Below are 19,753 nucleotides of genomic sequence, written 5' to 3' on the forward strand. Positions count from 1 at the left end.
AAGATACTGAGGTTGGGGGCAAAACGAAAGCCCTGCGTCGAACGCAATGTTCTGTCTGTAAAGCGGCTTGTTTGATGGCACTGCGATACCTGCCATAGCGCGGTTTGGCCCGGGTATGAGCGCCGGGCCGCGCGACATGCCTTAGCGGGATTCGCGCTCGGTCACGCGGGTGTAGAAGCGGTAGTCGCCACCGCGCATCAGCAGGTACACATTGTAGGGTTCAAACTCACCGCCGTCGTCCATGCCGGGGCTGCCCTTGGGCATTCCCGGTACCGTGAGCCCGAAACTGCCCTCGGGTGGATCGCTCAGGTACTGGCGAATCAGGCGCGCCGGAACATGGCCCTCGAACACATACTTCTGCTGCCACACCGCGGTGTGGCAACTCTGCATCCCTGCGGGTACGCCCCACTGCCCCTTGATCTCGCCCATATGCACGCTGTTGTCCGTGCGAGTCCGGATGCCGGCCTTGTGCAGGTGCGCCATCCATTTCCTGCAACAGAAACACAGCGGGTTTTTGTACACGACAAGCGCATTGTCGCCCTGTTTTCCGACATCGTTATCTGCCAGTACGGGGAAGGCCGCCAGCAACAGCACCAAGACTGCGGTGGCGACGCTGGGTTTATAGAACTTCCGCATAGTGCACCGCGTAATATTGCTCGGGATCGCTCCAGTAGTTCACCGCTCTAAAACCGGTATTCGCGAGCAGTTGGCGGAAGTCCTCGAGCGGGTATTTATGGCTGTTTTCGGTATGAATGGTCTCGCCGTCGCGAAAACTGAACGGCTGTCCGGCAATCGTGACTGTCTGTGCGCACAGACTGACCAGGTGCATTTCCACCCGCTGGCGCAGCGGATGGTAGAAAGCGCGATGGGCAAACCGCGACAGGTCAAAATCACCGCCCAGTTCCCGGTTGATGCGCACCAGCAGGTTCTTGTTGAATTGGGCGGTGACGTGTTCGCTGTCGTGGTAGGCCCGCTCGAGCACGACGGCGTCCTTGTCCAGGTCGGCGCCAATCAGCAGGCCGTCACCGGGACGTAACTGCTCGGCGAAAGATTGCAGCAGTTGCCGAGCCTGCTGCGGATCGAAATTGCCAATGGTGGAGCCGGGAAAGAAAATGACCTGCTTTTCCGCGGGGGGACGCTCGAGTGTCTGCCACACTTGCGGGCTGGTGAAGTCGCCCACAGCTGCGGTGATCGCCAGCGCTGGCAGGTGTGCCTGTATATCTGCCTTGGCGGCCAGCAGGATTTCCGGCGAGATATCCATCGGCATATAGCCGGCGGGATCCCGCAGCTGCGCGAGCAGTGGCCGGGCTTTTTCGCAATTGCCGGCACCGGGTTCGATGATCAGCGCGTGCGCGCCGATGGCGGTGGTCATTTCCGGCAGGTGGTTGGAAAAAATTGCCGCTTCGGTACGGGTCAGGTAGTAGTCATGCAGCTCGCAGATCTGCTCGAACAGTTTCGAACCGCTCTCGTCGTAAAGGTATTTGCACGGCAGGGTTTTCTGTGTACGCCGCAGGCCTTCGCGCACATCAGACAGAAATTCGGCAGTTTCACGGTTGTGCGCGTGCGGTGGTTTCACGGCCAGGTTCATAGGGTGTCTCCTGCCAGGCGAATGCCGGTAAATTGCCAGTTCTGGTGCGGATAGAAGAAGTTGCGGTAGCTGATGCGGACATGGTCCGCCGGGGTCACACAGGAACCGCCGCGCAGCACCTTCTGGTTGCACATGAATTTGCCGTTGTATTCGCCTACGGCATCGGCGCTGGGCCTGAAGCCGGGGTACGGCAGGTAGGCGCTCGATGTCCACTCCCACAGGTCGCCGAGAAACTGCTGCTGGGGGCCGGCAGCCAGTGGACGGAAGTTGCCTTTTTCCAGCAGGTTGGCGCCGGCGAGCTGATCCGGTCGGCGCAGCTGGCAGGCGGCCACTTCCCATTCGAATTCCGTCGGCAGGCGTTTCCCGGCCCAGGTCGCGAAGGCGTCCGCTTCGTAGAAACTGAGGTGGCAGGCGGGCTCCCCGTGACATAACGGCTCCAGGCCGGCAAGGGTGAACTGGTACCACTGCCCTTCCCTCTGCTGCCAGTACAGCGGCGATTCGCGCTTCTCGCGTTGCAGTTGCGCCCAGCCGTCGGACAGCCACAGGCGTGGCTCGCGGTAGCCACCGTCGCGGATAAACTCGAGGTACTCCCCATTGGTGGCCAGGCGCGAGGCGATACAGAAATCCTGTAGCAGCTGCTCGTGCGCCGGGCCCTCGTTGTCGAAATAGAAATGCTCGCCCTCGCTGCCGATACGCTGTATCCCGCCGGCGATTGGCAGCCACGACAGCGGTGCCGCAGTTTCAGCCGGGTCGTCGTCGCCGCGGGTGTCGCTGTAGGCCGGCAGTATCGGGTTGATGGAAAAGGCGTGTTTGATATCGGTCAGCAGCAGTTCCTGGTGTTGCTGCTCGTGATTGAGCCCCAGGGCAACCAGCTTTCCGATTGACGCGGGCAAGAACCCCGCCTCGAGCAGCTCCACCATCTGGCGGTCAATGCTGTCGCGGTAGGCGAATACCGACTCCAGGTCGGGGCGCGATAACAGGCCGCGCTGTGGGCGTTGGAACGGTGTGCCGAGGCTGTTGTAGTAGGAATTGAACAGGTGGTGGAAGTCGGGATCGTAGGGGCGGTAGTCGGCCACATTGGGGCGCAGCAGGAATGTCTCGAAAAACCAGCTGGTGTGCGCCAGATGCCACTTGCTCGGGCTGGCGTCGGCCATCGACTGCAGCTGCATGTCCTCAGCCGATAGCGGATCCACCAGGCGCTCCGTCTGCGAACGGATGCGCAGGTAGCGGGCGAGCAGTTCCGCGTGGCTGTCTGTATCTACCTCTCCGTCTACCTTTCCGGCCAGTGTCGTCATAGGTCGGTGACTGCGTTGTATTTCAATTGATGATACGCAGTTTTGGTGGGAATCCTATGACTTTGCCAGCGTTACGCGGGCAATTGGCGTCGTAATACACGGCTATTCAGAATGGCATAAAAAAAGGGCCGGCAGAGCCGACCCCATTCTCATCATCACTGACGTGGTGTCAGTGTCGGCGGCCCGGATTACCGGCCCGCCAGTTCGAACAGTATATCAGAAGCGTACGGTAACGTCGGCACCAACGGTGCGCGGCGCGAAACGCCACCCGGTATTGGAACCGATGGCTTCACCTGGGCCGCCGTAGCTGCCCACCACTTCCTCGTCAGTAACGTTCTGAACCCAGCCGGATACTGTGTAGCGGTCATCTGCGCTATTGAAGGACATGCGCGCATTCAGCAGCTGGTAATCCGGAATCACCAGGGAAGCATCGGTGATGGTGCCGACACGCTCGCCGGTCCAGTTGTAATCACCGCGCAATACCACGTTGGCGCCGGAATTCAGGTCGATGGTGTATTCCGCCATCAGGTTGAACTTGTCCTCCGGGGTGCCGACGCGCGGCTGGCCAGTGCGGTCGTCCGCGGCGGTCTCGCCGGCGGCAGTGATCACCTGGTAGCGGGTGTACTCGGTTTCCAGGTGCGAGTAGTTGCCGCCGATCAGCAGGCCATCGGTGGCCGCCCACAGCACTTCCAGTTCGCCGCCCTTGCCTTCGGCATCGGCGTTACGCAGGTTGTAGCTGGGGATCGGGAAACCGATCAGACTCAGCTCCTGCAGGTTGTCGTACTGGTAGCTGAACAGCGCGGCGTTCAGCTGCAGGCGGTTGTCGAGTAGGTTGGACTTCAGGCCCGCTTCGATATTGGTGACGTTTTCCTGGTCGAAAGAGTTTTCGATATTGGCGCCGTAGTTCAGGCTGTTGAAGCCGCCCGCCTTGAAGCCGTTGGCCCAGGACAGGTAGGTCATGACGCTGTCATTCCAGCGGTAGTTCAGGACTGCGCGGCCAGACAGGTCGGACCAGGTATCGGAAGGCGTCTCGGAAATCATCGGCTTGCCGCCGCTGAAGAAGGCGATACCGAACGGAATGCCGTACAGCTCGTTCTGGTAAGCGGTATCGATGGAGAAGTCTTTCTTGTCCTGGGTGTAACGCAGGCCCATGGTCAGGTCGAGGGCGTCGGTAATTGACCAGGTGGCATCGCCATAGACGGCTGCGGAGCGGTAGTCACCGGTGTTCTTCACGCTCTCGCGCCAGCTCGGGTCTTTACCCTGCACGAACGCGCTGGCACCCATCATCAGGCACTGCCGCAGAGCCATCTGATCGCCGGACGCGAGTTGCCCGCCGCAGTCGAAGCTACCGATAAACTGCGGCATGGTGCCGTTGATGGTGGCCTGCTGAACCAGACCCGGCAGCATATAGTTGCCGAAGAAGTTGGCGATCATGACGCCGTCGAGGCCGAAGCCGCGCAGCATTTCCCGCGCCGCCGGCAGCTGCTCGGCAACCTGCTCGTCGTCCATCTGCGCAATAGCCGCCAGTTGCGGGCCGAGTTGTGCCGACACCGGGCCCTGCATGTCGGCCGGCAGCAGCTGCGTCAGGGCCATCAGGGATTCCGGATCTTCCTTCAGCGCGGTGTACAGCGCAAAGCTCTCGAAGGTGCTCGGTGTGAAGAAGGCCTCGGTGGTGTGCTCCAGTTTCTCCTGCGAGTAGGAGGCACCCAGGGTCCACTTGAGCGAATCGGTGGCACCGTTCAGGCGGAATTCCTGCGAGAAATACTTTTCGTCGTCGTCGTTGAGCGAACCGAAGAAGTAATCGGGATTGTTCTCGCCGTCTTCGTCCTGCTGAATGACCGCGTTGTAGGTGCGGTAGGCAGTGATGGAGGTCAGGGTAGCGGCGTCGAAATCATGCGTGACGGTGAGAGAGGAACCGTACAGGTCACGCTTCTCGTGGTCGGGGAAATCGAAGTTCACGTCGCCGAACATATCACCGGAGGACAGGGCGCTGTTAGTGGACACGCGCACGGCGCTGTTCTGGTCCAGCTTGTTGTATTCATTGCGCCAGACGACTTCGGTGTTCTCGCTCGGCAGCCAGGCCAGCGCCGCGCGGAAAGTCTGGGTGTCCTGGCCGCCCCAATTGGCGCCGTTGCCGCCGTTCGGGTAGTAGCCGTCGCGCTTGTTGCTGGAGGCGGTTACGCGCATCGACAGGTCGTCGGTCAGCGCGCGGTTGACGATCACATCGGTGGACAGGCGGCCGTAGTTGCCGGCGGTGAAATTCACCTCGGCCTGGTTTTCGTTGAACGGCTTCTTGGTGATGATGTGGATCGCACCACCGGTGGCGTTGCGGCCGAACAGGGTCCCCTGTGGGCCTTTCAGCACTTCGACGCGCTCGATATCCGCCAGCGGCACTTCGGCGCCGGCACCGCGGCCGGTGTAGACACCGTCGACATACACCGCTACCGCCGGGTCAGAGCCCACTGTGAAGTCGGAAGTCTGGATGCCGCGGATGTTGTAGGTCGGCTGCAGGGTGGTGTCGTTGTTCATCTCTACGCCGGGGGTGGTTTTACCCAGGTCGGTGAGATTCTGTGCTCCCATCTTCTTGATACTGTCGCCAGTAAAGGCGGAGATGGCGATCGGAACGTCCTGCAGGTTTTCGGCGCGTTTCTGCGCAGTAACGACCACTTCTTCGATTTCGGCAGCATAGGCCGAACCGCTCAGTGCGGTGGCAAAAGCGATTGCCTGGGAGAGGAAGGTCAAACGGAAGTTCCGGTGTTTACCGGTCTGATCGGCGTCGAGCATCATCGCGTCCTCGCGTTTGTTGTTATAGAAAAGCGTGATGTAATTTGTGTTTGTTTTTGTTATTGGGCGCCATCTTACGATCACCTGAGCCGCTTGGAAAGCCTGTTGTGACTTTTTTCTAGTGACCAGTCAGTTCTACGTGGCGCGCAATAATTGATGTGCACTCTATTGGCATTTATTTCAACTGAAAATCATTTTTTGTGACTAATTCTTGTCCTTGAGTAACTATTTTTGCTGCCTTATGGCACGGTAAACTAAACCGATTACAATAAATGTGCAGTTGAGACGTTCCCATGGCCGAGCCACGCACCCTTACCCTTCCCCGTCTGTTATTCCGTATTGTCACCATCGTTGCCGCCCTGTTGCTGCTAGCCTGGCTCGCCGTATGGTTGTGGATGCGCCAGAGCCTGCCGATTCTGGAGGGCACGTTGGATACCGGTGAGCTGCAGGCGCCGGTAACCATTCGCCGCGACGCCCAGGGCGTGGCGCAGATCGACTCCACTGACCGCAACAGCAGCGCCTTTGCGCTGGGGTTCCTGCACGCGCAGGAGCGCTTTTTCCAGATGGACCTGTTGCGGCGCAATTCCGCCGGTGAGCTGGCGGAACTCGTGGGCCCCGCAGCACTGAAGCATGACCGCGCCGTGCGCGTGCACCAGTTCCGCAAGCGCGCCGAGCGCAATGTCGCCGCCATGCCCCCGGCCCAGCGCCAGCTGCTGGCCCAGTACGTGAAAGGGGTGAACTACGGCCTGCAGCATCTCGGAGCCAAACCGTGGGAATACGCCCTGCTCGGCCAGGAACCGCAGCCCTGGACCGCTGCCGACAGCATGCTGACCCTGTTCAGCATGTACCTCACACTGCAGAGCGCCAGCGGCGACTACGAACGGCGCGACACGGCACTGGCACAGCTGCTGCCGGCCGATCTCTACCACTTCTTCTTCCCCGCCGGGGGTCGCTGGGATGCGCCGTTGATTGGCGACGCACGCGGCCCGGTGACCATGCCGCAGACGGACGTTGCCGCGCTGCTGAAAAGTGACGACGCCATCGCCTACCAGCCGATGGCGAGCGAGGACATGATTATCGGCAGCAACAACTGGGTCGTGGGCGGCGCCCTGACCGATGACGGCAGCGCCATCCTCGCCGACGATATGCACCTGGGGCTGACCGTGCCGAATATCTGGTATCGCGCCAGCTGGCGCATTCCCGGCACCGACCGCTACCAGCGCGGCGCGACCCTGCCCGGCGGTCCGATCGCGGTGGTCGGCAGCAACGGCCTGGTGGCCTGGGGTTTCACCAATACCGGCGGCGACTGGAGCGACCTGATTCCGCTGGAACTGAACGAGGACGGCAGCCAGTACCGCACGCCGGACGGCTGGCGCGACTTCGATATCGACGAGGAGCGCATCGCCGTGAAGGGCGCGGAGCCCGACACCCTGGAGGTGCGTAAAACGATCTGGGGCCCGGTGGTAGGCAAGGATTACCAGGGCCGCCCGCTGGCGTTCCGCTGGGTGGCACACGACATCCAGGGCTGCAACCTCAACCTGCTGCGCATGGAAGGCGTGAAGAGTGCGAAAGAAGCGCTGGACCTCGGTCCGGCGCTGGGGATTCCGCACCAGAACCTGGTGGTGGGTGACCGCGACGGCCATATCGGCTGGACGGTGGCGGGCGCCATTCCGCGGCGGGTTGGTTTCGATGGCAGCCGCTCCGCTTCCTGGGCCGACGGCAGCCGCCGCTGGGACGGCTATCTGGGTGTAGACGAGCAGCCGCGCGTCTACGATCCGCCCTCACACCGCATCTGGACCGCCAACGCACGCACCATGGACGGCAAATTCCTGTCGATTATGGGCAACCAGGGTTACGCACTCGGCGCGCGCCAGCAGCAGATTCGCGACGACCTGATGGCGCGCGATCACTTCACCGAAAAGGATCTGCTGGCAATTCAGCTGGACGACCGCGCCGTATTCCTGCAGCGCTGGCAGCAGGCGCTGATGCAGCTGGTCGACGGCAATGCGAACTACCGCGACGTGCGCGCCCAGGTGCAGAACTGGGGCGGTCGCGCCAGCGCCGATTCCGTCGGCTACCGCATTGTGCGCAATTACCGCCTGAAGTTTATCGAGCTGGCGTCGGCGCCGCTGGTGACCTACATGCGCCGTTACCAGGAGGGCTTTAGCCTCAACCCGGTCAATCGCCAGATCGAATATGCGTCCTGGGCGATGCTCGAGCGCGAGCCGAAAAATCTGCTCAACCCGGACTACGAGTCGTGGCAGGGACTGAAAATGGCCGCGCTCGACCAGGTGTTGCAGGAGATGGCGAAGGACGGACGTCCGCTGGCCGAACAGACCTGGGGGGTGCAGAACACCGCGCAGATTCACCACCCGCTGGCGCGCGCGGTGAGCGCCATCAACTGGTTTACCGCCATGCCGGCCGAGCCGCTTTCCGGCGATACCCATATGCCGCGGGTGCAGGGCCCGGACAAGGGCGCGTCCGAGCGCATGGTGGTTTCACCGGGGCACGAGGAGCGCGCCATCTTCCATATGGCGACCGGCCAGAGCGCGCACCCGATGTCGCCCTTCTTCGGCAACGGTCATGAGGATTGGGTTAAAGGCAATCCGTCGCCGCTGGAGAAGCAGGCGACGCGTTACGAACTGACGTTGCGTTGAGGTGACGGTGCGTTGGTCGCGCGCGGCCAATGCCACCTGCTGGCTAGGCGGTCTCGTCGAGAATGGCAAAAGACAGAAAGGCCGAGAGCAGGCCCAGTGCCAGCACCACCGGCAGCAACGGGAAACACAGCATCAGCAACGCAGTGCCGATCCACAGGTTCTTGACCCAGCCGCGTTTGAGGCGGTAACGGCGCGTGTAACGGCGGCGGTGGGCGTCGTTCGGATCCGGCAGACGGATTTCATCTTCCCGCGGCTGAAATGTCCGCACAAAAAGAGTGCAGTAGAACCGGATCAACGCCAACAACATAGTGAGCACCACTTGCAGACTTCCCCTGCAGTATAGATGCTCGCTCGTCTCCAGCCGGTGAAGCGCAGTGGAAGCCCGCGACCCTGCGCCAGCGCAAAGTGATCAGTGCCGGGTGCGGTACCAGGCGAGTTTATCGTGCAGGCTGACAACGCCACCGATGATCGTCAGCGCCGGTGCCTCCACCGCTTCGGAAACGGCCCGCTGCGGCAGTGAGGTCAGATCACCGGTCACTACCCGCTGTTCCGGTGTGGTGCCCTTCTCCACCAGCGCTGCCGGCGTGTCCGCCGGCAGGCCGTGAGCAATCAGCTGGCGGCAGATGGTCTCCAGCCCGGTCAGCCCCATATAGAACACCAGCGTCTGCCCCGACGCCGCCAGTTCCCGCCACGGCAATTTCAGCTCGCCCTGTTTCAAATGACCGGTAATAAAGCGCACCGACTGCGAGTAATCACGATGGGTGAGCGGGATGCCGGCGTAGCTGGCGCAGCCGGACGCGGCAGTAATGCCCGGCACCACCTGGAACGGAATACCGGCTGCAGCGATTCTGTCGATCTCTTCGCCGCCGCGGCCAAAGATAAACGGGTCACCGCCCTTCAGGCGCAACACCTTTTTGCCCTCGCGTGCCAGGTCCACCAGCAGCTGGTTGATATCGTCCTGCGGCACCGAGTGAAATTCTTTTTTCTTGCCTACGTAAATGCGCTCGGCGTCGCGGCGCACCAGCTCCATGACCTGCGGGGATACCAGGCGATCGTAGAGCACCACATCGGCCTGCTGCATCAGGCGCAGTGCGCGAAAGGTCAGCAGGTCCGGATCGCCGGGGCCGCCGCCCACCAGGTAGACTTCCCCCCGGGTAGCCGGGCGGCCACGCCACTGGGCCAGCTGGGCAAGTAACGTCTGCTCGCCGGCTTCGATACCGCCGGCTTCCACCTGGCTCGCCACCGGTCCGGCAAACACCCAGTCCCAGAAATCCTTGCGCTCGCGCTCCGGCAGCGCCGCCTTGACCCGCGCGCGTATGCGTGCGGCCATCTCGGCCAGTGCACCAATGCCCGGCGACAGCAGCGTTTCCAGTTGCGCGCGAATGCGTCGCGCCAGCACCGGTGCGGCGCCGCCACTGCTGATGCCGATGGCCATGGGGCCGCGCTCGACCACCGAGGGAAAGGTAAAGGTGCACAGATCCGGTGCATCTACCGCGTTGACCGGCAGGTGCCGGGCGCGGGCATCAGCGGAGACGGCGGCGTTGACACTTTCATCGGCGGTGGCGGCAATCACCAGGTCAACACCGTCGAGAAAATCAACGCGGTAGCGCGCCGCGAAATACTCGCCGCCGCTATCGCTGACCAGCTGGCGCAGCTCATCGCTGATTTCGGGTGCCAGCACCAACAGGCGCGCGCCCGCTTTATGCAGCAGGCGCGCCTTGCGCGTGGCGATACCGCCGCCACCCACCAATAGACAGGGGCGCTCTTTGAGGTCGAAGGCTAGAGGGAGGTAACGCATGCCGTACACTCGCTGGGGCTGATACCGCTCGCCCGGGATACAAAAAAGGCGAACCAAAGGTTCGCCCCACTTTTCCGACTAAGTCAGGTCCGGCCGCTCCGTTGCGGCGCTGGAGGTTCGCACCTCTGCCGGTTTGCAGTCTCGCTCGGAAGCTGTCAGCGCCTCAGCGCCGGGCGCCGGACAGGTTCGTCGCCTTTTTATGCTATGCAGATTCCGGGCCGATCACTTCCTGGCCGCGCATATAGGGGCGCAGTACTTCCGGCACTTCTATGCTGCCGTCTTCGCGCTGGTAATTTTCCAGCACTGCGATGAGGGTGCGGCCCACCGCCAGGCCGGAGCCATTCAGCGTGTGCAGCAGCTCCGGCTTGCCGGTTTCCGGATTGCGCCAGCGGGCCTTCATGCGGCGTGCCTGGAAGTCGCCGACGAGCGAGCAGGAAGAGATTTCCCGGTATTTGTCCTGGGACGGAATCCACACTTCGATATCGTAGGTCTTGCGCGCGGCAAAACCGATATCGCCACCGCACAGCACCACGGTGCGATACGGCAGGTTCAGTTTCTGCAGGATGGTCTCGGCATTTCCGGTCAGGGTCTCCAGTGCCTGTTCCGACTGGTCGGGGCGTGTCGCCCATACCAGCTCCACCTTTTCAAACTGGTGCTGGCGAATCATGCCACGGGTATCGCGGCCGTGGGAGCCGGCCTCGGAGCGGAAACAGGTGGTGTGGGCGGCAAACTTGTGCGGCAGCGACTGCGCGTCTTCGACGATGTGATCGCGGTAGAAATTGGTCAGCGGCACTTCGGCGGTCGGGATCAGGTAGAAGTCGCGCTCGTCGTTCAGCTTGAACAGGTCTTCCTCGAACTTGGGCAGCTGCGAGGTGCCGTAGAGGGAATCGCGGTTGACGATCACCGGCACATTGGCCTCGCGGTAGCCGTGCTCCTCGATATGCGTGTCGAGCATGAACTGCGCCAGGGCGCGGTGCAGCTTGGCCACCTGCCCGGTCATTACCGCAAAGCGCGAGCCAGTGAGTTTGGTGGCCATTTCGAAATCGAGTCCACCCAGTTGCGCGCCCAGGTCGACGTGATCCTTGATGTCGAAATCGAACTGGCGCGGCTGTCCCCAGCGGCGCACCTCCACGTTGTCGTCTTCGCTCGCGCCTTCCGGCACGGATTCATCCAGCAGGTTGGGAATCGCGGACAGGATCGCGTCCAGCTCGCCCTGCAGAGCAGAGAGCTGCTGCTTGGCATCGTCCAGCTCGCCGCCGAGGGATTCCACTTCTTTCAGCAGCGGGGCGATATCCTCGCCGGCGGCCTTGGCGCGGCCGATATTCTTGGATTTGCTGTTGCGCTCGTTCTGCAGGGATTCGGTGCGTACCTGCAGCTCCTTGCGGCGCTCTTCGAGGTTCTCGAGCTTGGCGGTATCCAGTTCCATACCGCGCTTTTTCAAAATCGCGGCAACTTGGTCCATTTGGGTGCGAATGAGTTTGGGATCGAGCATCTCGGTATTCTTACTGCTGGTTGGTTGGGCCCGCGGGCCGGAAATCGCGAAATTGGTTAAAAAAACTTCATTAGCAGCGCCACGGTGGTAGCGGTGGCGCTGAGGCACAGGATCAGGCTGATTGCGATATAGGCCAGTGCCGTCAAAGGCTGGCCATTGTGCCACAAGATCAGGCTGTCCAGCGAGAAGGTGGAGAAAGTGGTGAGTGCGCCGCACAGGCCGGTCATCAGCATCAGCCGCCATTCCTCACCCAACAGGGCGCGCTGGGCGATCAGCACATAGGCGACACCGATCAGGCACGACCCGACCACATTGACGATCAATGTGCCAAGCGGAAAGCGGCCTTCGGTAATCGGGAAGCTCCAGATCGTTACCAGGTGGCGGATGATCGCCCCCACTGCGCCGCCGAAGGCGATTGCCAGCCACTGCATCGATTTCTCCTTATTCGGCTAGTTGCCGTCTTTGTAGCGCTGCTGGTCGCTGTCGCGATTGCGCTGGCGCAGAATTTCCAGTTTTTCGCCGATCTTCAGTTCCAGCCCGCGCGGCACTGGCTGGTAATAGCGGCGCTCGGCAATCTCCTCGGGAAAATAGTTCTCGCCGGCGGCAAACGCATCTGGCTCATCGTGGGCATAGCGGTACTCGGCACCGTGGGCCATGCTCTTGGCCAGCTTGGTCGGGGCGTTGCGCAGGTGCACCGGCACCTCGTAGCTGGGGTCGCGGCGCACGTCGGCCATGACTCTTTTGTAAGCGCTGTAAACGGCGTTGCTCTTCGCCGCCACGGCCAGATAGGCGATGGCCTGGGCGATCGCCAGCTCGCCCTCGGGGCTGCCGAGGCGCTCCTGCACATCCCAGGCGTGCAATGCCAGCTGCAGCGCGCGCGGGTCGGCATTGCCGATATCCTCGCTGGCCATGCGCACCGCCCGCCGGGCGATATACAGCGGATCGCAGCCGCCGTCGACCATGCGCGCAAACCAGTACAGTGCCGCATCCGGGTCGGACCCGCGCACCGCCTTGTGCATGGCGGAAATCTGGTCGTAGAAGTAGTCGCCGCCCTTGTCGAAGCGGCGCACGTCGGCGCTCAGCACTTCTGCCAGCACCGCGTCGTCGATCACCTGGTGACCGCCCTCTTCCCGCGACAGGTCGCAGGCAATTTCCAGCAGGTTCAGCGCGCCGCGAGCGTCGCCATCGGCGGCGCTCGCAATCCTGGTCAGCACCGCGTCGTCAATGGCGAATTCGCGCCGGCGCAGCTCGTCGTCTTCGCGCAGGGCGCGCTGTAGCAGATCGAGCAGCTCTTCCTCGGCGAGGCTGCGCAGCCGGTAGACGCGGCAGCGCGACAACAACGCATTGTTCAGCTCGAACGCGGGGTTTTCCGTGGTGGCGCCGACAAACGTGACGGTGCCCTCTTCCACGTATGGCAGGAAGGCGTCCTGCTGCGCTTTGTTGAAGCGGTGCACTTCATCGACAAACAGAATGGTGCCGCGGCCGGACTGGGCGTTGACCTGCTCGGCTTCGGCCACCGCCTGGCGGATCTCCTTGACGCCCGCGAGCACCGCGGACAGAGTCGCGAAACGCGCGTCACACTCTTCCGCCAGCAGTCGCGCGAAGGTGGTCTTGCCAACTCCGGGTGGCCCCCACAGCACCATGGAATGCAACTGGCCGCGCTCCACTGCTTCACGCAGCGGTTTTCCCGGCCCCAATAAATGCGTCTGGCCCATGTACTGGGCCAGAGATGCGGGCCGCATACGCGCGGCCAGGGGTTGGTGTCTCGGTGTGGCTTGAAACAGGTCACTCATCTTTGATGATATCGGTCCCGGCCGGCGGCTTGAAAGTAAACAGTGCGGCTGACAGTTTGGGGTTTGCCTTCAGGCCGCGGAACTTGATTTTGGTGGTCTGGCCCATGCTGTCGCGTACGGTCATGGAATCCGGCAGGCCGTTTTTGGCGAAGCGGATTTCCATGGTCTTGAATGGTGAGGACGCATTTTTGGGTTTCAGGTGATACGCGCCCTTCTTGCTCGTGACCTCGAATGAGCCGCGGATCTCCTCGACCTTGCCGCCGAGTAACAGCGCGGGGGTGTCTTTCATGCGCTTGTCCACCGGGCGGATGGTGACCTGCTCCAGGTCCGGGTCGTACAGCCACAGCTTCTTGTTGTTGGTGACCAGCAGTTGCGGGAAAGGCTCGCCGGTCTTCCAGCGCAGCTTGCCCGGGCGCTGTACCGAAAAATCACCGCTGCTCTTTTGCAGCACTTCGCCGCGCTCGTCGGTCAGGGTCTGCTGGAATTTGCCGGAAATGGAATTGAGCGGCTGCAGCAGGCGGCTCAGCTCGTCGGTGGCATCGGCCCGGGCGCCGGCAGCGACCAGGCCCAGAATCAGCAGTGCGGTGCGCAGAAGTGGTTTCATAACAGAATTCCAGTTCAGGGGTTTCCCTAAAGATTAGTTGGCAGCCGGTGAACCCGGCCTGAATCGCCAAGTGGCGCCAGCGGGCCCTAGACCGGTGGTGGCGCCAGCACCGTGCGGTTGCCGTTGTGCTCCGCTGGCGACACGACACCGGCGGACTCCATGGCGTCGATGATGCGCGCGGCGCGATTGTAGCCGATGCGCAGCTGGCGCTGTACCGAGGAGATGGAAGCCTTGCGCGATTTGGTGACGAACGCCACCGCCTCGTCGTAGAGCGCATCGGTTTCCGGATCGTCGCTGCCGTCTCCGTCGGTCTGCATGCCCGGTACCGGGATACTGTTGTTGCTGTCATCGACAATACCGTCGATATAGTTGGGCTCACCGCGGCGGGCCCAGTCTGCCACCACCTTATGCACCTCGTGGTCATCGACGAAGGCACCGTGGACGCGCACCGGCACGCCGCTGCCCGGCGGCAGGTACAGCATATCGCCGTGGCCGAGCAGTTGTTCGGCGCCGCCCTGGTCGAGAATCGTGCGCGAATCCACCTTTGACGACACCTGGAAGGCGATACGGGTGGGCACGTTGGCCTTGATCAGGCCGGTGATCACGTCCACCGACGGCCGCTGGGTGGCCAGCAGCAGGTGGATGCCGGCGGCGCGGGCCTTCTGCGCGATACGCGCGATCAGCTGCTCGACCTTCTTGCCGACGATCATCATCATGTCGGCAAATTCGTCGATCACCACGACGATAGCCGGCAGCGGCTCCAGTTCCGGGCGTGTCTGCTCGGCTTCCGGCACGCTGGACATCGGATCCGGCTGCCACAGCGGATCTTCCAGCGGCGCCCCGGCTTCCTTGGCCTCGCGTACCTTGCGGTTGAAGCCGGCCAGGTTGCGCACGCCCATGGCGGCCATCAATTTGTAGCGCCGCTCCATTTCCCCCACGCACCAGCGCAGGCCGTTGGCGGCGTCGTTCATATCGGTGATCACCGGCGTCAGCAGGTGTGGGATACCCTCGTAAACCGACAGCTCGAGCATCTTCGGGTCCACCAGGATCAGGCGCACCTCTTCCGGGGTGGACTTGTACAGCAGCGACAGCAGCATCACGTTGATGCCCACCGACTTACCCGAGCCGGTGGTACCGGCGACGAGCAAGTGCGGCATCTTGGCCAGGTCTGCCACCACCGGCTGGCCGGAGATATCGTGGCCCAGTGCCAGGGTCAGACGGGACTTGGCGTTGTCGTAGACATCCGCCGACAGCACCTCGGTCAGGCGCACCATCTGCCGATTCTCGTTGGGGATCTCGATGCCCACCACCGATTTGCCCGGAATCACTTCCACCACGCGCACGCTGATCACCGCCAGCGAGCGCGCCAGGTCCTTGGCCAGGTTGGTGATCTTGCTCACCTTCACCCCGGCGGCCGGTTGTATCTCAAAGCGCGTGACTACCGGGCCGGGCAGTACCGAGACCACTTCGGCGACTACGCCGAAATCCTTCAGCTTCAGCTCCAGCAGGCGCGACAGGGCCTCGAGCGATTCACGCGAGAATCCTGCTTTCTTGTTCTTGTCCGGCTCGTCCAGCAGCGATAGCGGCGGTAGCGTGCCGCTGACCGGGCCCTTGAACAGCTCGCCCTGCTTCTCCTTACTCGCGCGCGGGCTGGGCTTGGCGGCGGCTATAACCGGCTCGATCTTCGGCGGCAAGCGCTTGGTACTGCGCTGTTTTTCCTCTTCCACCGCCGCGCGGCGCACCACGATAGCCTCATGGGCGGCACGCTTTTCCTCGCGCTGCTGGCGCGCGCGCTGCATCCGGCTGCCCAGCCAGGCGAACAGGCCGAGCAGGTTGCGGCCAATGGCGTCGGCCAGTTTGAGCCACGACAGTCCGGTAAACACGGTAATGCCGATGGCGAACAGGGCCAGCAGCAATATGGTGGCGCCGACGTAGCCGAGGCTCGACTCCGTTGCCGAGGATACCGCGGCGCCGACAATGCCGCCGTTGGAGAACGGCAGCGGCTGTTCGGCCTGGGCAAAGCACAGAGTGGCCAGCGCGGCGCCGGCCACCAGGCACACCACCAGTCCGCCGAGGCGCAGCGCAAACAGCGGCCCGTGGAAGCGCGCATTGCGATCGCGCAGGATCCGGAAAGCGCGCCAGCCGATCAGTAGCGGGAAGACGTAGGCCATCCAGCCCAGCAGCGACAGGCACACATCGGCGAGCCAGGCACCGGTGGGGCCAATGGCGTTGTGGATGTCGCCGCCACGGCCGGTGTGGGACCAGCCCGGATCCTGCGGGGTGTAGCTCATCAGGCTGATGGCGAGCAGCAGTGCACCGGCGAGCAGCGCGATCAGTGCGCCCTCGCGCAACAGGCGGGCGATCAGGGATTCGTGCAGGCTGCTGCTGTCATTGGCGGATTGGTCGGTCGCGCTATCGGCCTTCAATGGCTTACCTCGGTGCTTTTATCTGTTGTGAGTCTTCAGCGTGGTCTGGGTGCTTAGACGGGGGTGGCCTCCGCCAGTTCGCTGGCGCCAGCCGGCCCGTTGCCGCTGCCGACAGCGGACTATGTACTACAGACGCCGCCCAAATGCTACCAGATGCCCAATCTAGAGAATACTTTAACTGTCTTTAAGTCTAATTAAATCAATAATATAGAACATTATTTTCATGCGATTTGTGATCTTGTTGGCGCTTTGTCGAGCTGACTCAGCAACGTCGGGATAGCGCCTGCCAATGATAGAAATTAAGGCAAACTATTTCGTCGCCCCTGGCCTTTCGCCTATGATGGCCGCCAATCTGATAGTCTATGCCGATCAAAAATTGGCCGCGGGCGAGAATCGCTGCTGAAGTGAAAAAGGCGCCCGCTGAATACACTGTCTTCCATAGCTTGAGTTAAGAGTGATCCATGAGCAGCAATCATCATCGACTGATTATTCTCGGTTCCGGCCCGGCCGGTTACACCGCCGCTATTTATGCCGCGCGCGCCAACCTGAAGCCGGTTGTCATCACCGGCATGCAACAGGGCGGCCAGCTGACCACCACCACTGAAGTGGAGAACTGGCCCGGCGGCGTCTCCGACCTGCAGGGTCCGGATCTGATGGTGCAGATGCAGCAACACGCAGAGCGCTTCGAGACCGAGATCATTTTCGATCACATCGAATCCGTGGATCTCGAGCAGCGCCCCTTCACCCTCAAGGGCAATGAGACCTACACCTGTGACGCGCTGATTATCGCCACCGGCGCCTCGGCCCAGTACCTGGGCCTGCCCTCCGAGGAAGCCTTCCAGGGCCGTGGCGTCAGCGCCTGCGCCACTTGCGATGGCTTCTTCTACCGCGACCAGAAAGTGGCCGTGGTCGGCGGCGGCAACACTGCCGTGGAAGAGGCGCTGTACCTGTCCAACATCGCCAGCGAAGTGACCCTGATCCACCGCCGCGACTCGCTGCGCTCAGAGAAGATCCTGCAGGATCGGCTGATGGACAAGGTAGAGAACGGCAATATCAATGTCTGCTGGAACCACACCCTGGACGAAGTCCTCGGCGACGACGGCGGTGTGACCGGTGCGCGCCTGCGCAGCACCCAGGACGACAGCACCCAGGAGCTGGACGTGTCCGGCGTGTTTATCGCCATCGGCCACAAGCCCAACACGCAGATCTTTGAGAGCCAGCTGGAGATGAACAACGGCTATATCGTGGTGCAGAGCGGCCTGTCCGGCAACGCGACCCAGACTTCCGTGCCCGGCGTGTTCGCCGCCGGCGATGTATCCGACCATATCTACCGTCAGGCGGTTACCTCAGCCGGCACCGGCTGTATGGCGGCGCTGGACGCGGAGCGCTTCCTCGACGCACAGTAATCTTCATGCCCGCCGGGCGCGGGCAGTGCAGGAATATTGGGGCGATCCTTGTGATCGCCCTTTCTGTTTGCGTATGCTCGGAGTCTGAATCCGCGGGGATAGACACGTGACCGGAACCACTCAGGGCCACCTGACACTGCTTGACGACCAACAGGTTGAATTTCCCTCGACGGCACTGGCGCTCGACGACCCCAACGGCCTGCTCGCGATCGGCGGCGCACTGACGCCGGAGTGGCTGCTGGCGGCCTATCGGCGCGGCATCTTTCCCTGGTTTTCCAGCGACCAGCCGGTACTCTGGTGGAGCCCCTCGCCCCGCTGCGTCGTTTTCCCCGATCGCTTCCGTATCCGCCGCAGCCTGGGCAAGACCCTGCGCCGTGGCGAATTCCGGGTCACCTTTGACCGCGCTTTCGCCGCTGTCATCGAAGCCTGCCGCGGCCCGCGCCGCGATGAAACCGGCACCTGGATCACCACCGCCATGCGCGACGCCTATATCGAGATGCACCACCGCGGCCATGCCCACTCGGTCGAAGTGTGGCGCGGCGAGACGCTTGTCGGGGGCCTCTATGGCCTGGCGCTGGGGCGGGTGTTCTTCGGCGAATCCATGTTTCACCGCGCCACCGATGCCTCCAAAGTGGCTTTTGTCCACCTGGTGCGGCAATTAGAATTGTGGGGCTGCCCGCTGATCGACTGCCAGGTTGAAAATCCTCACCTGGCCAGTCTGGGGGCGGTGACGATCCCTCGCGAGGATTTCGAACAGCTGCTCGAGACCGGCATTGCACAGTCGGACTTCCCGCAGCCCTGGAACCTGACGTGGACGTATGACTAAGTATTCGCAACTGGATGCCGTGCGCCTGCTGGCCACCGTGCCCCACCCCTGCGGCTACCTGCCGGAGCGGGAAGCCACGACCGTGTTTGTCGATCCGCAGACGCCGATAGACCAGCGCCTCTACAGTCGCCTGTCTGAGCTGGGCTTTCGCCGCAGTGGAGAATATCTCTATCGGCCGCAGTGCGCCCGCTGCCAGGCGTGTGTGCCGGCACGCATCCCGGTGGCCCTGTTCGTACCCGATCGCAAGCAGCGGCGCTGCTGGCGGCGCAACCGCGACCTGGATATCTTCCATGTCGATTGCGTCGATACCGATGAGCACTACGAGCTGTACGCGCGCTATATCGAACGCCGCCACCGCGATGGCGAGATGTACCCGCCCAGCCGCGAGCAGTACCGCAGCTTCCTCGGTGGCGCCTGGGGCACGACGCGCTATGTCGAAGTGCGTGCGCGCGGCCGCCTGGTCGCAGTTGCGGTTACAGATCTGCTCAGCGCGGGCCTGTCGGCGATCTATACTTTTTTTGACCCGGACGAGGAGCGGCGTAGCCTCGGCAGCTACTGTATTCTCTACCAGATTGAGTGGGCGCGGCGCCTGGGGCTCTCCAGCCTCTATCTGGGCTACTGGATCGAGGAGTGCCAGAAAATGGCCTACAAGACCCAGTACCACCCCACCGAACTGCTCAGGGAGAACCGCTGGGCCCTGAAAAAGCCCTGAATACCCCCTTCGGGCCGTGAATTCCTCCCTGCGCTTTGCCCTGCCGTGGCTTTTCGTGCAAAATGCTCGCCCGTCGTGCCGCGGCCCCCTGTCATTGGGAGAGAGAGCCGGGGTAAAGGTCAAAACAAGATATTTTGAAGGTTACTGCCGCATGGCAAAAGACGATTACATTGAGATGGAAGGTGAGGTGATCGACACCCTGCCCAATACCACGTTCCGCGTAAAACTGGAAAACGGACATGTGGTGATCGCGCACATTTCCGGCAAGATGCGCAAAAACTACATTCGCATCCTCACCGGCGACAAGGTCAAGGTGGAGCTGACTCCCTACGACCTGACCAAAGGGCGCATCACCTACCGCGCTCGTTAAGC

At 62.4% G+C, this 19,753-nt stretch carries 16 protein-coding genes; 5 read left to right on the forward strand and 11 right to left on the reverse strand.

Features of this window, described 5'->3' with window-relative positions; translation table 11 throughout:
* Nucleotides 1-141 precede the first annotated feature (141 nt).
* The 4 genes from ABDK11_RS10105 to ABDK11_RS10120 form a co-directional block, all read right to left on the reverse strand.
* Entirely contained in the window at nucleotides 142-636 is a 495-nt protein-coding gene (locus ABDK11_RS10105) for a DUF411 domain-containing protein (protein ID WP_346840168.1), read from the reverse strand.
* Nucleotides 620-1,588, reverse strand: coding sequence for an L-histidine N(alpha)-methyltransferase (egtD, locus tag ABDK11_RS10110; protein ID WP_346840169.1), 969 nt, complete (start codon nucleotides 1,586-1,588; stop codon nucleotides 620-622). Before egtD ends, ABDK11_RS10105 begins: the two co-directional genes overlap by 17 nt.
* A complete protein-coding gene (egtB, locus tag ABDK11_RS10115; RefSeq protein ID WP_346840170.1) occupies nucleotides 1,585-2,883 on the reverse strand; it encodes an ergothioneine biosynthesis protein EgtB in 1,299 nt (432 codons plus the stop codon). The genes egtD and egtB overlap by 4 nt, the downstream gene beginning before the upstream one ends.
* 216 nt (nucleotides 2,884-3,099) lie before the next feature.
* Nucleotides 3,100-5,667, reverse strand: a complete 2,568-nt coding sequence (locus ABDK11_RS10120) for a TonB-dependent receptor (protein ID WP_346836386.1) — start codon at nucleotides 5,665-5,667, stop codon at nucleotides 3,100-3,102.
* A gap of 293 nt (nucleotides 5,668-5,960) precedes the next feature.
* Here ABDK11_RS10120 and ABDK11_RS10125 point away from each other — a divergent pair, with 293 nt between their 5' ends.
* On the forward strand, nucleotides 5,961-8,324 hold the full coding sequence (locus tag ABDK11_RS10125) for a penicillin acylase family protein (protein ID WP_346836387.1): 2,364 nt from the start codon (nucleotides 5,961-5,963) through the stop codon (nucleotides 8,322-8,324).
* 43 nt (nucleotides 8,325-8,367) lie between these two features.
* Here the strand turns inward: ABDK11_RS10125 and ABDK11_RS10130 are convergent, their stop codons facing one another.
* From ABDK11_RS10130 to ABDK11_RS10160, 7 genes are all read right to left on the reverse strand, one after another.
* Nucleotides 8,368-8,592 carry a hypothetical protein gene (locus ABDK11_RS10130; protein WP_346836388.1) on the reverse strand — a complete coding sequence of 75 codons (225 nt, stop codon included), beginning with the start codon at nucleotides 8,590-8,592 and terminating at the stop codon, nucleotides 8,368-8,370.
* A 141-nt stretch (nucleotides 8,593-8,733) separates the two neighbouring features.
* Nucleotides 8,734-10,122 (reverse strand): siroheme synthase CysG, encoded by a 1,389-nt coding sequence (gene cysG, locus ABDK11_RS10135; RefSeq protein ID WP_346836389.1) that lies wholly within the window; start codon nucleotides 10,120-10,122, stop codon nucleotides 8,734-8,736.
* A gap of 202 nt (nucleotides 10,123-10,324) precedes the next feature.
* Nucleotides 10,325-11,614, reverse strand: coding sequence for a serine--tRNA ligase (gene serS / locus ABDK11_RS10140; protein ID WP_346836390.1), 1,290 nt, complete (start codon nucleotides 11,612-11,614; stop codon nucleotides 10,325-10,327).
* A 56-nt stretch (nucleotides 11,615-11,670) separates the two neighbouring features.
* Nucleotides 11,671-12,045 (reverse strand): fluoride efflux transporter CrcB, encoded by a 375-nt coding sequence (gene crcB / locus ABDK11_RS10145; RefSeq protein WP_346836391.1) that lies wholly within the window; start codon nucleotides 12,043-12,045, stop codon nucleotides 11,671-11,673.
* A gap of 18 nt (nucleotides 12,046-12,063) precedes the next feature.
* Entirely contained in the window at nucleotides 12,064-13,407 is a 1,344-nt protein-coding gene (locus ABDK11_RS10150; RefSeq protein ID WP_346836392.1) for a replication-associated recombination protein A, read from the reverse strand.
* Nucleotides 13,400-14,011, reverse strand: coding sequence for an outer membrane lipoprotein chaperone LolA (gene lolA, locus ABDK11_RS10155; protein WP_346836393.1), 612 nt, complete (start codon nucleotides 14,009-14,011; stop codon nucleotides 13,400-13,402). Before lolA ends, ABDK11_RS10150 begins: the two co-directional genes overlap by 8 nt.
* 86 nt (nucleotides 14,012-14,097) lie before the next feature.
* Nucleotides 14,098-16,437 (reverse strand): DNA translocase FtsK 4TM domain-containing protein, encoded by a 2,340-nt coding sequence (locus tag ABDK11_RS10160; RefSeq protein ID WP_346836394.1) that lies wholly within the window; start codon nucleotides 16,435-16,437, stop codon nucleotides 14,098-14,100.
* Between the two features lie 461 nt (nucleotides 16,438-16,898).
* On the opposite strand from ABDK11_RS10160, the gene trxB reads away from it, so the two are divergent.
* The 4 genes from trxB (at nucleotide 16,899) to infA (ending at nucleotide 19,751) form a co-directional block, all read left to right on the forward strand.
* On the forward strand, nucleotides 16,899-17,843 hold the full coding sequence (trxB, locus tag ABDK11_RS10165; protein ID WP_346836395.1) for a thioredoxin-disulfide reductase: 945 nt from the start codon (nucleotides 16,899-16,901) through the stop codon (nucleotides 17,841-17,843).
* Between the two features lie 106 nt (nucleotides 17,844-17,949).
* Nucleotides 17,950-18,669, forward strand: a complete 720-nt coding sequence (gene aat, locus ABDK11_RS10170) for a leucyl/phenylalanyl-tRNA--protein transferase (RefSeq protein WP_346836396.1) — start codon at nucleotides 17,950-17,952, stop codon at nucleotides 18,667-18,669.
* A complete protein-coding gene (locus tag ABDK11_RS10175) occupies nucleotides 18,662-19,381 on the forward strand; it encodes an arginyltransferase (RefSeq protein ID WP_346836397.1) in 720 nt (239 codons plus the stop codon). Before aat ends, ABDK11_RS10175 begins: the two co-directional genes overlap by 8 nt.
* 151 nt (nucleotides 19,382-19,532) lie before the next feature.
* Nucleotides 19,533-19,751 (forward strand): translation initiation factor IF-1, encoded by a 219-nt coding sequence (gene infA, locus ABDK11_RS10180; RefSeq protein WP_067081888.1) that lies wholly within the window; start codon nucleotides 19,533-19,535, stop codon nucleotides 19,749-19,751.
* Nucleotides 19,752-19,753: the final 2 nt, after the last annotated feature.

Origin of the sequence: Microbulbifer sp. SAOS-129_SWC (assembly GCF_039696035.1) — a bacterium.
Lineage (GTDB): Bacteria > Pseudomonadota > Gammaproteobacteria > Pseudomonadales > Cellvibrionaceae > Microbulbifer.

Excerpts from the sequence above, each read along its gene's own strand:
- ABDK11_RS10105 (WP_346840168.1), bottom strand. The coding sequence starts at position 636 with ATGCGGAAGTTCTATAAACCCAGCGTCGCCACCGCAGTCTTGGTGCTG.
- egtD (WP_346840169.1), bottom strand. The coding sequence starts at position 1,588 with ATGAACCTGGCCGTGAAACCACCGCACGCGCACAACCGTGAAACTGCC.
- egtB (WP_346840170.1), bottom strand. The coding sequence starts at position 2,883 with ATGACGACACTGGCCGGAAAGGTAGACGGAGAGGTAGATACAGACAGC.
- ABDK11_RS10120 (WP_346836386.1), bottom strand. The coding sequence starts at position 5,667 with ATGCTCGACGCCGATCAGACCGGTAAACACCGGAACTTCCGTTTGACC.
- ABDK11_RS10125 (WP_346836387.1), top strand. The coding sequence starts at position 5,961 with ATGGCCGAGCCACGCACCCTTACCCTTCCCCGTCTGTTATTCCGTATT.
- cysG (WP_346836389.1), bottom strand. The coding sequence starts at position 10,122 with ATGCGTTACCTCCCTCTAGCCTTCGACCTCAAAGAGCGCCCCTGTCTA.
- serS (WP_346836390.1), bottom strand. The coding sequence starts at position 11,614 with ATGCTCGATCCCAAACTCATTCGCACCCAAATGGACCAAGTTGCCGCG.
- crcB (WP_346836391.1), bottom strand. The coding sequence starts at position 12,045 with ATGCAGTGGCTGGCAATCGCCTTCGGCGGCGCAGTGGGGGCGATCATC.
- ABDK11_RS10150 (WP_346836392.1), bottom strand. The coding sequence starts at position 13,407 with ATGAGTGACCTGTTTCAAGCCACACCGAGACACCAACCCCTGGCCGCG.
- lolA (WP_346836393.1), bottom strand. The coding sequence starts at position 14,011 with ATGAAACCACTTCTGCGCACCGCACTGCTGATTCTGGGCCTGGTCGCT.
- trxB (WP_346836395.1), top strand. The coding sequence starts at position 16,899 with ATGAGCAGCAATCATCATCGACTGATTATTCTCGGTTCCGGCCCGGCC.
- ABDK11_RS10175 (WP_346836397.1), top strand. The coding sequence starts at position 18,662 with ATGACTAAGTATTCGCAACTGGATGCCGTGCGCCTGCTGGCCACCGTG.
- infA (WP_067081888.1), top strand. The coding sequence starts at position 19,533 with ATGGCAAAAGACGATTACATTGAGATGGAAGGTGAGGTGATCGACACC.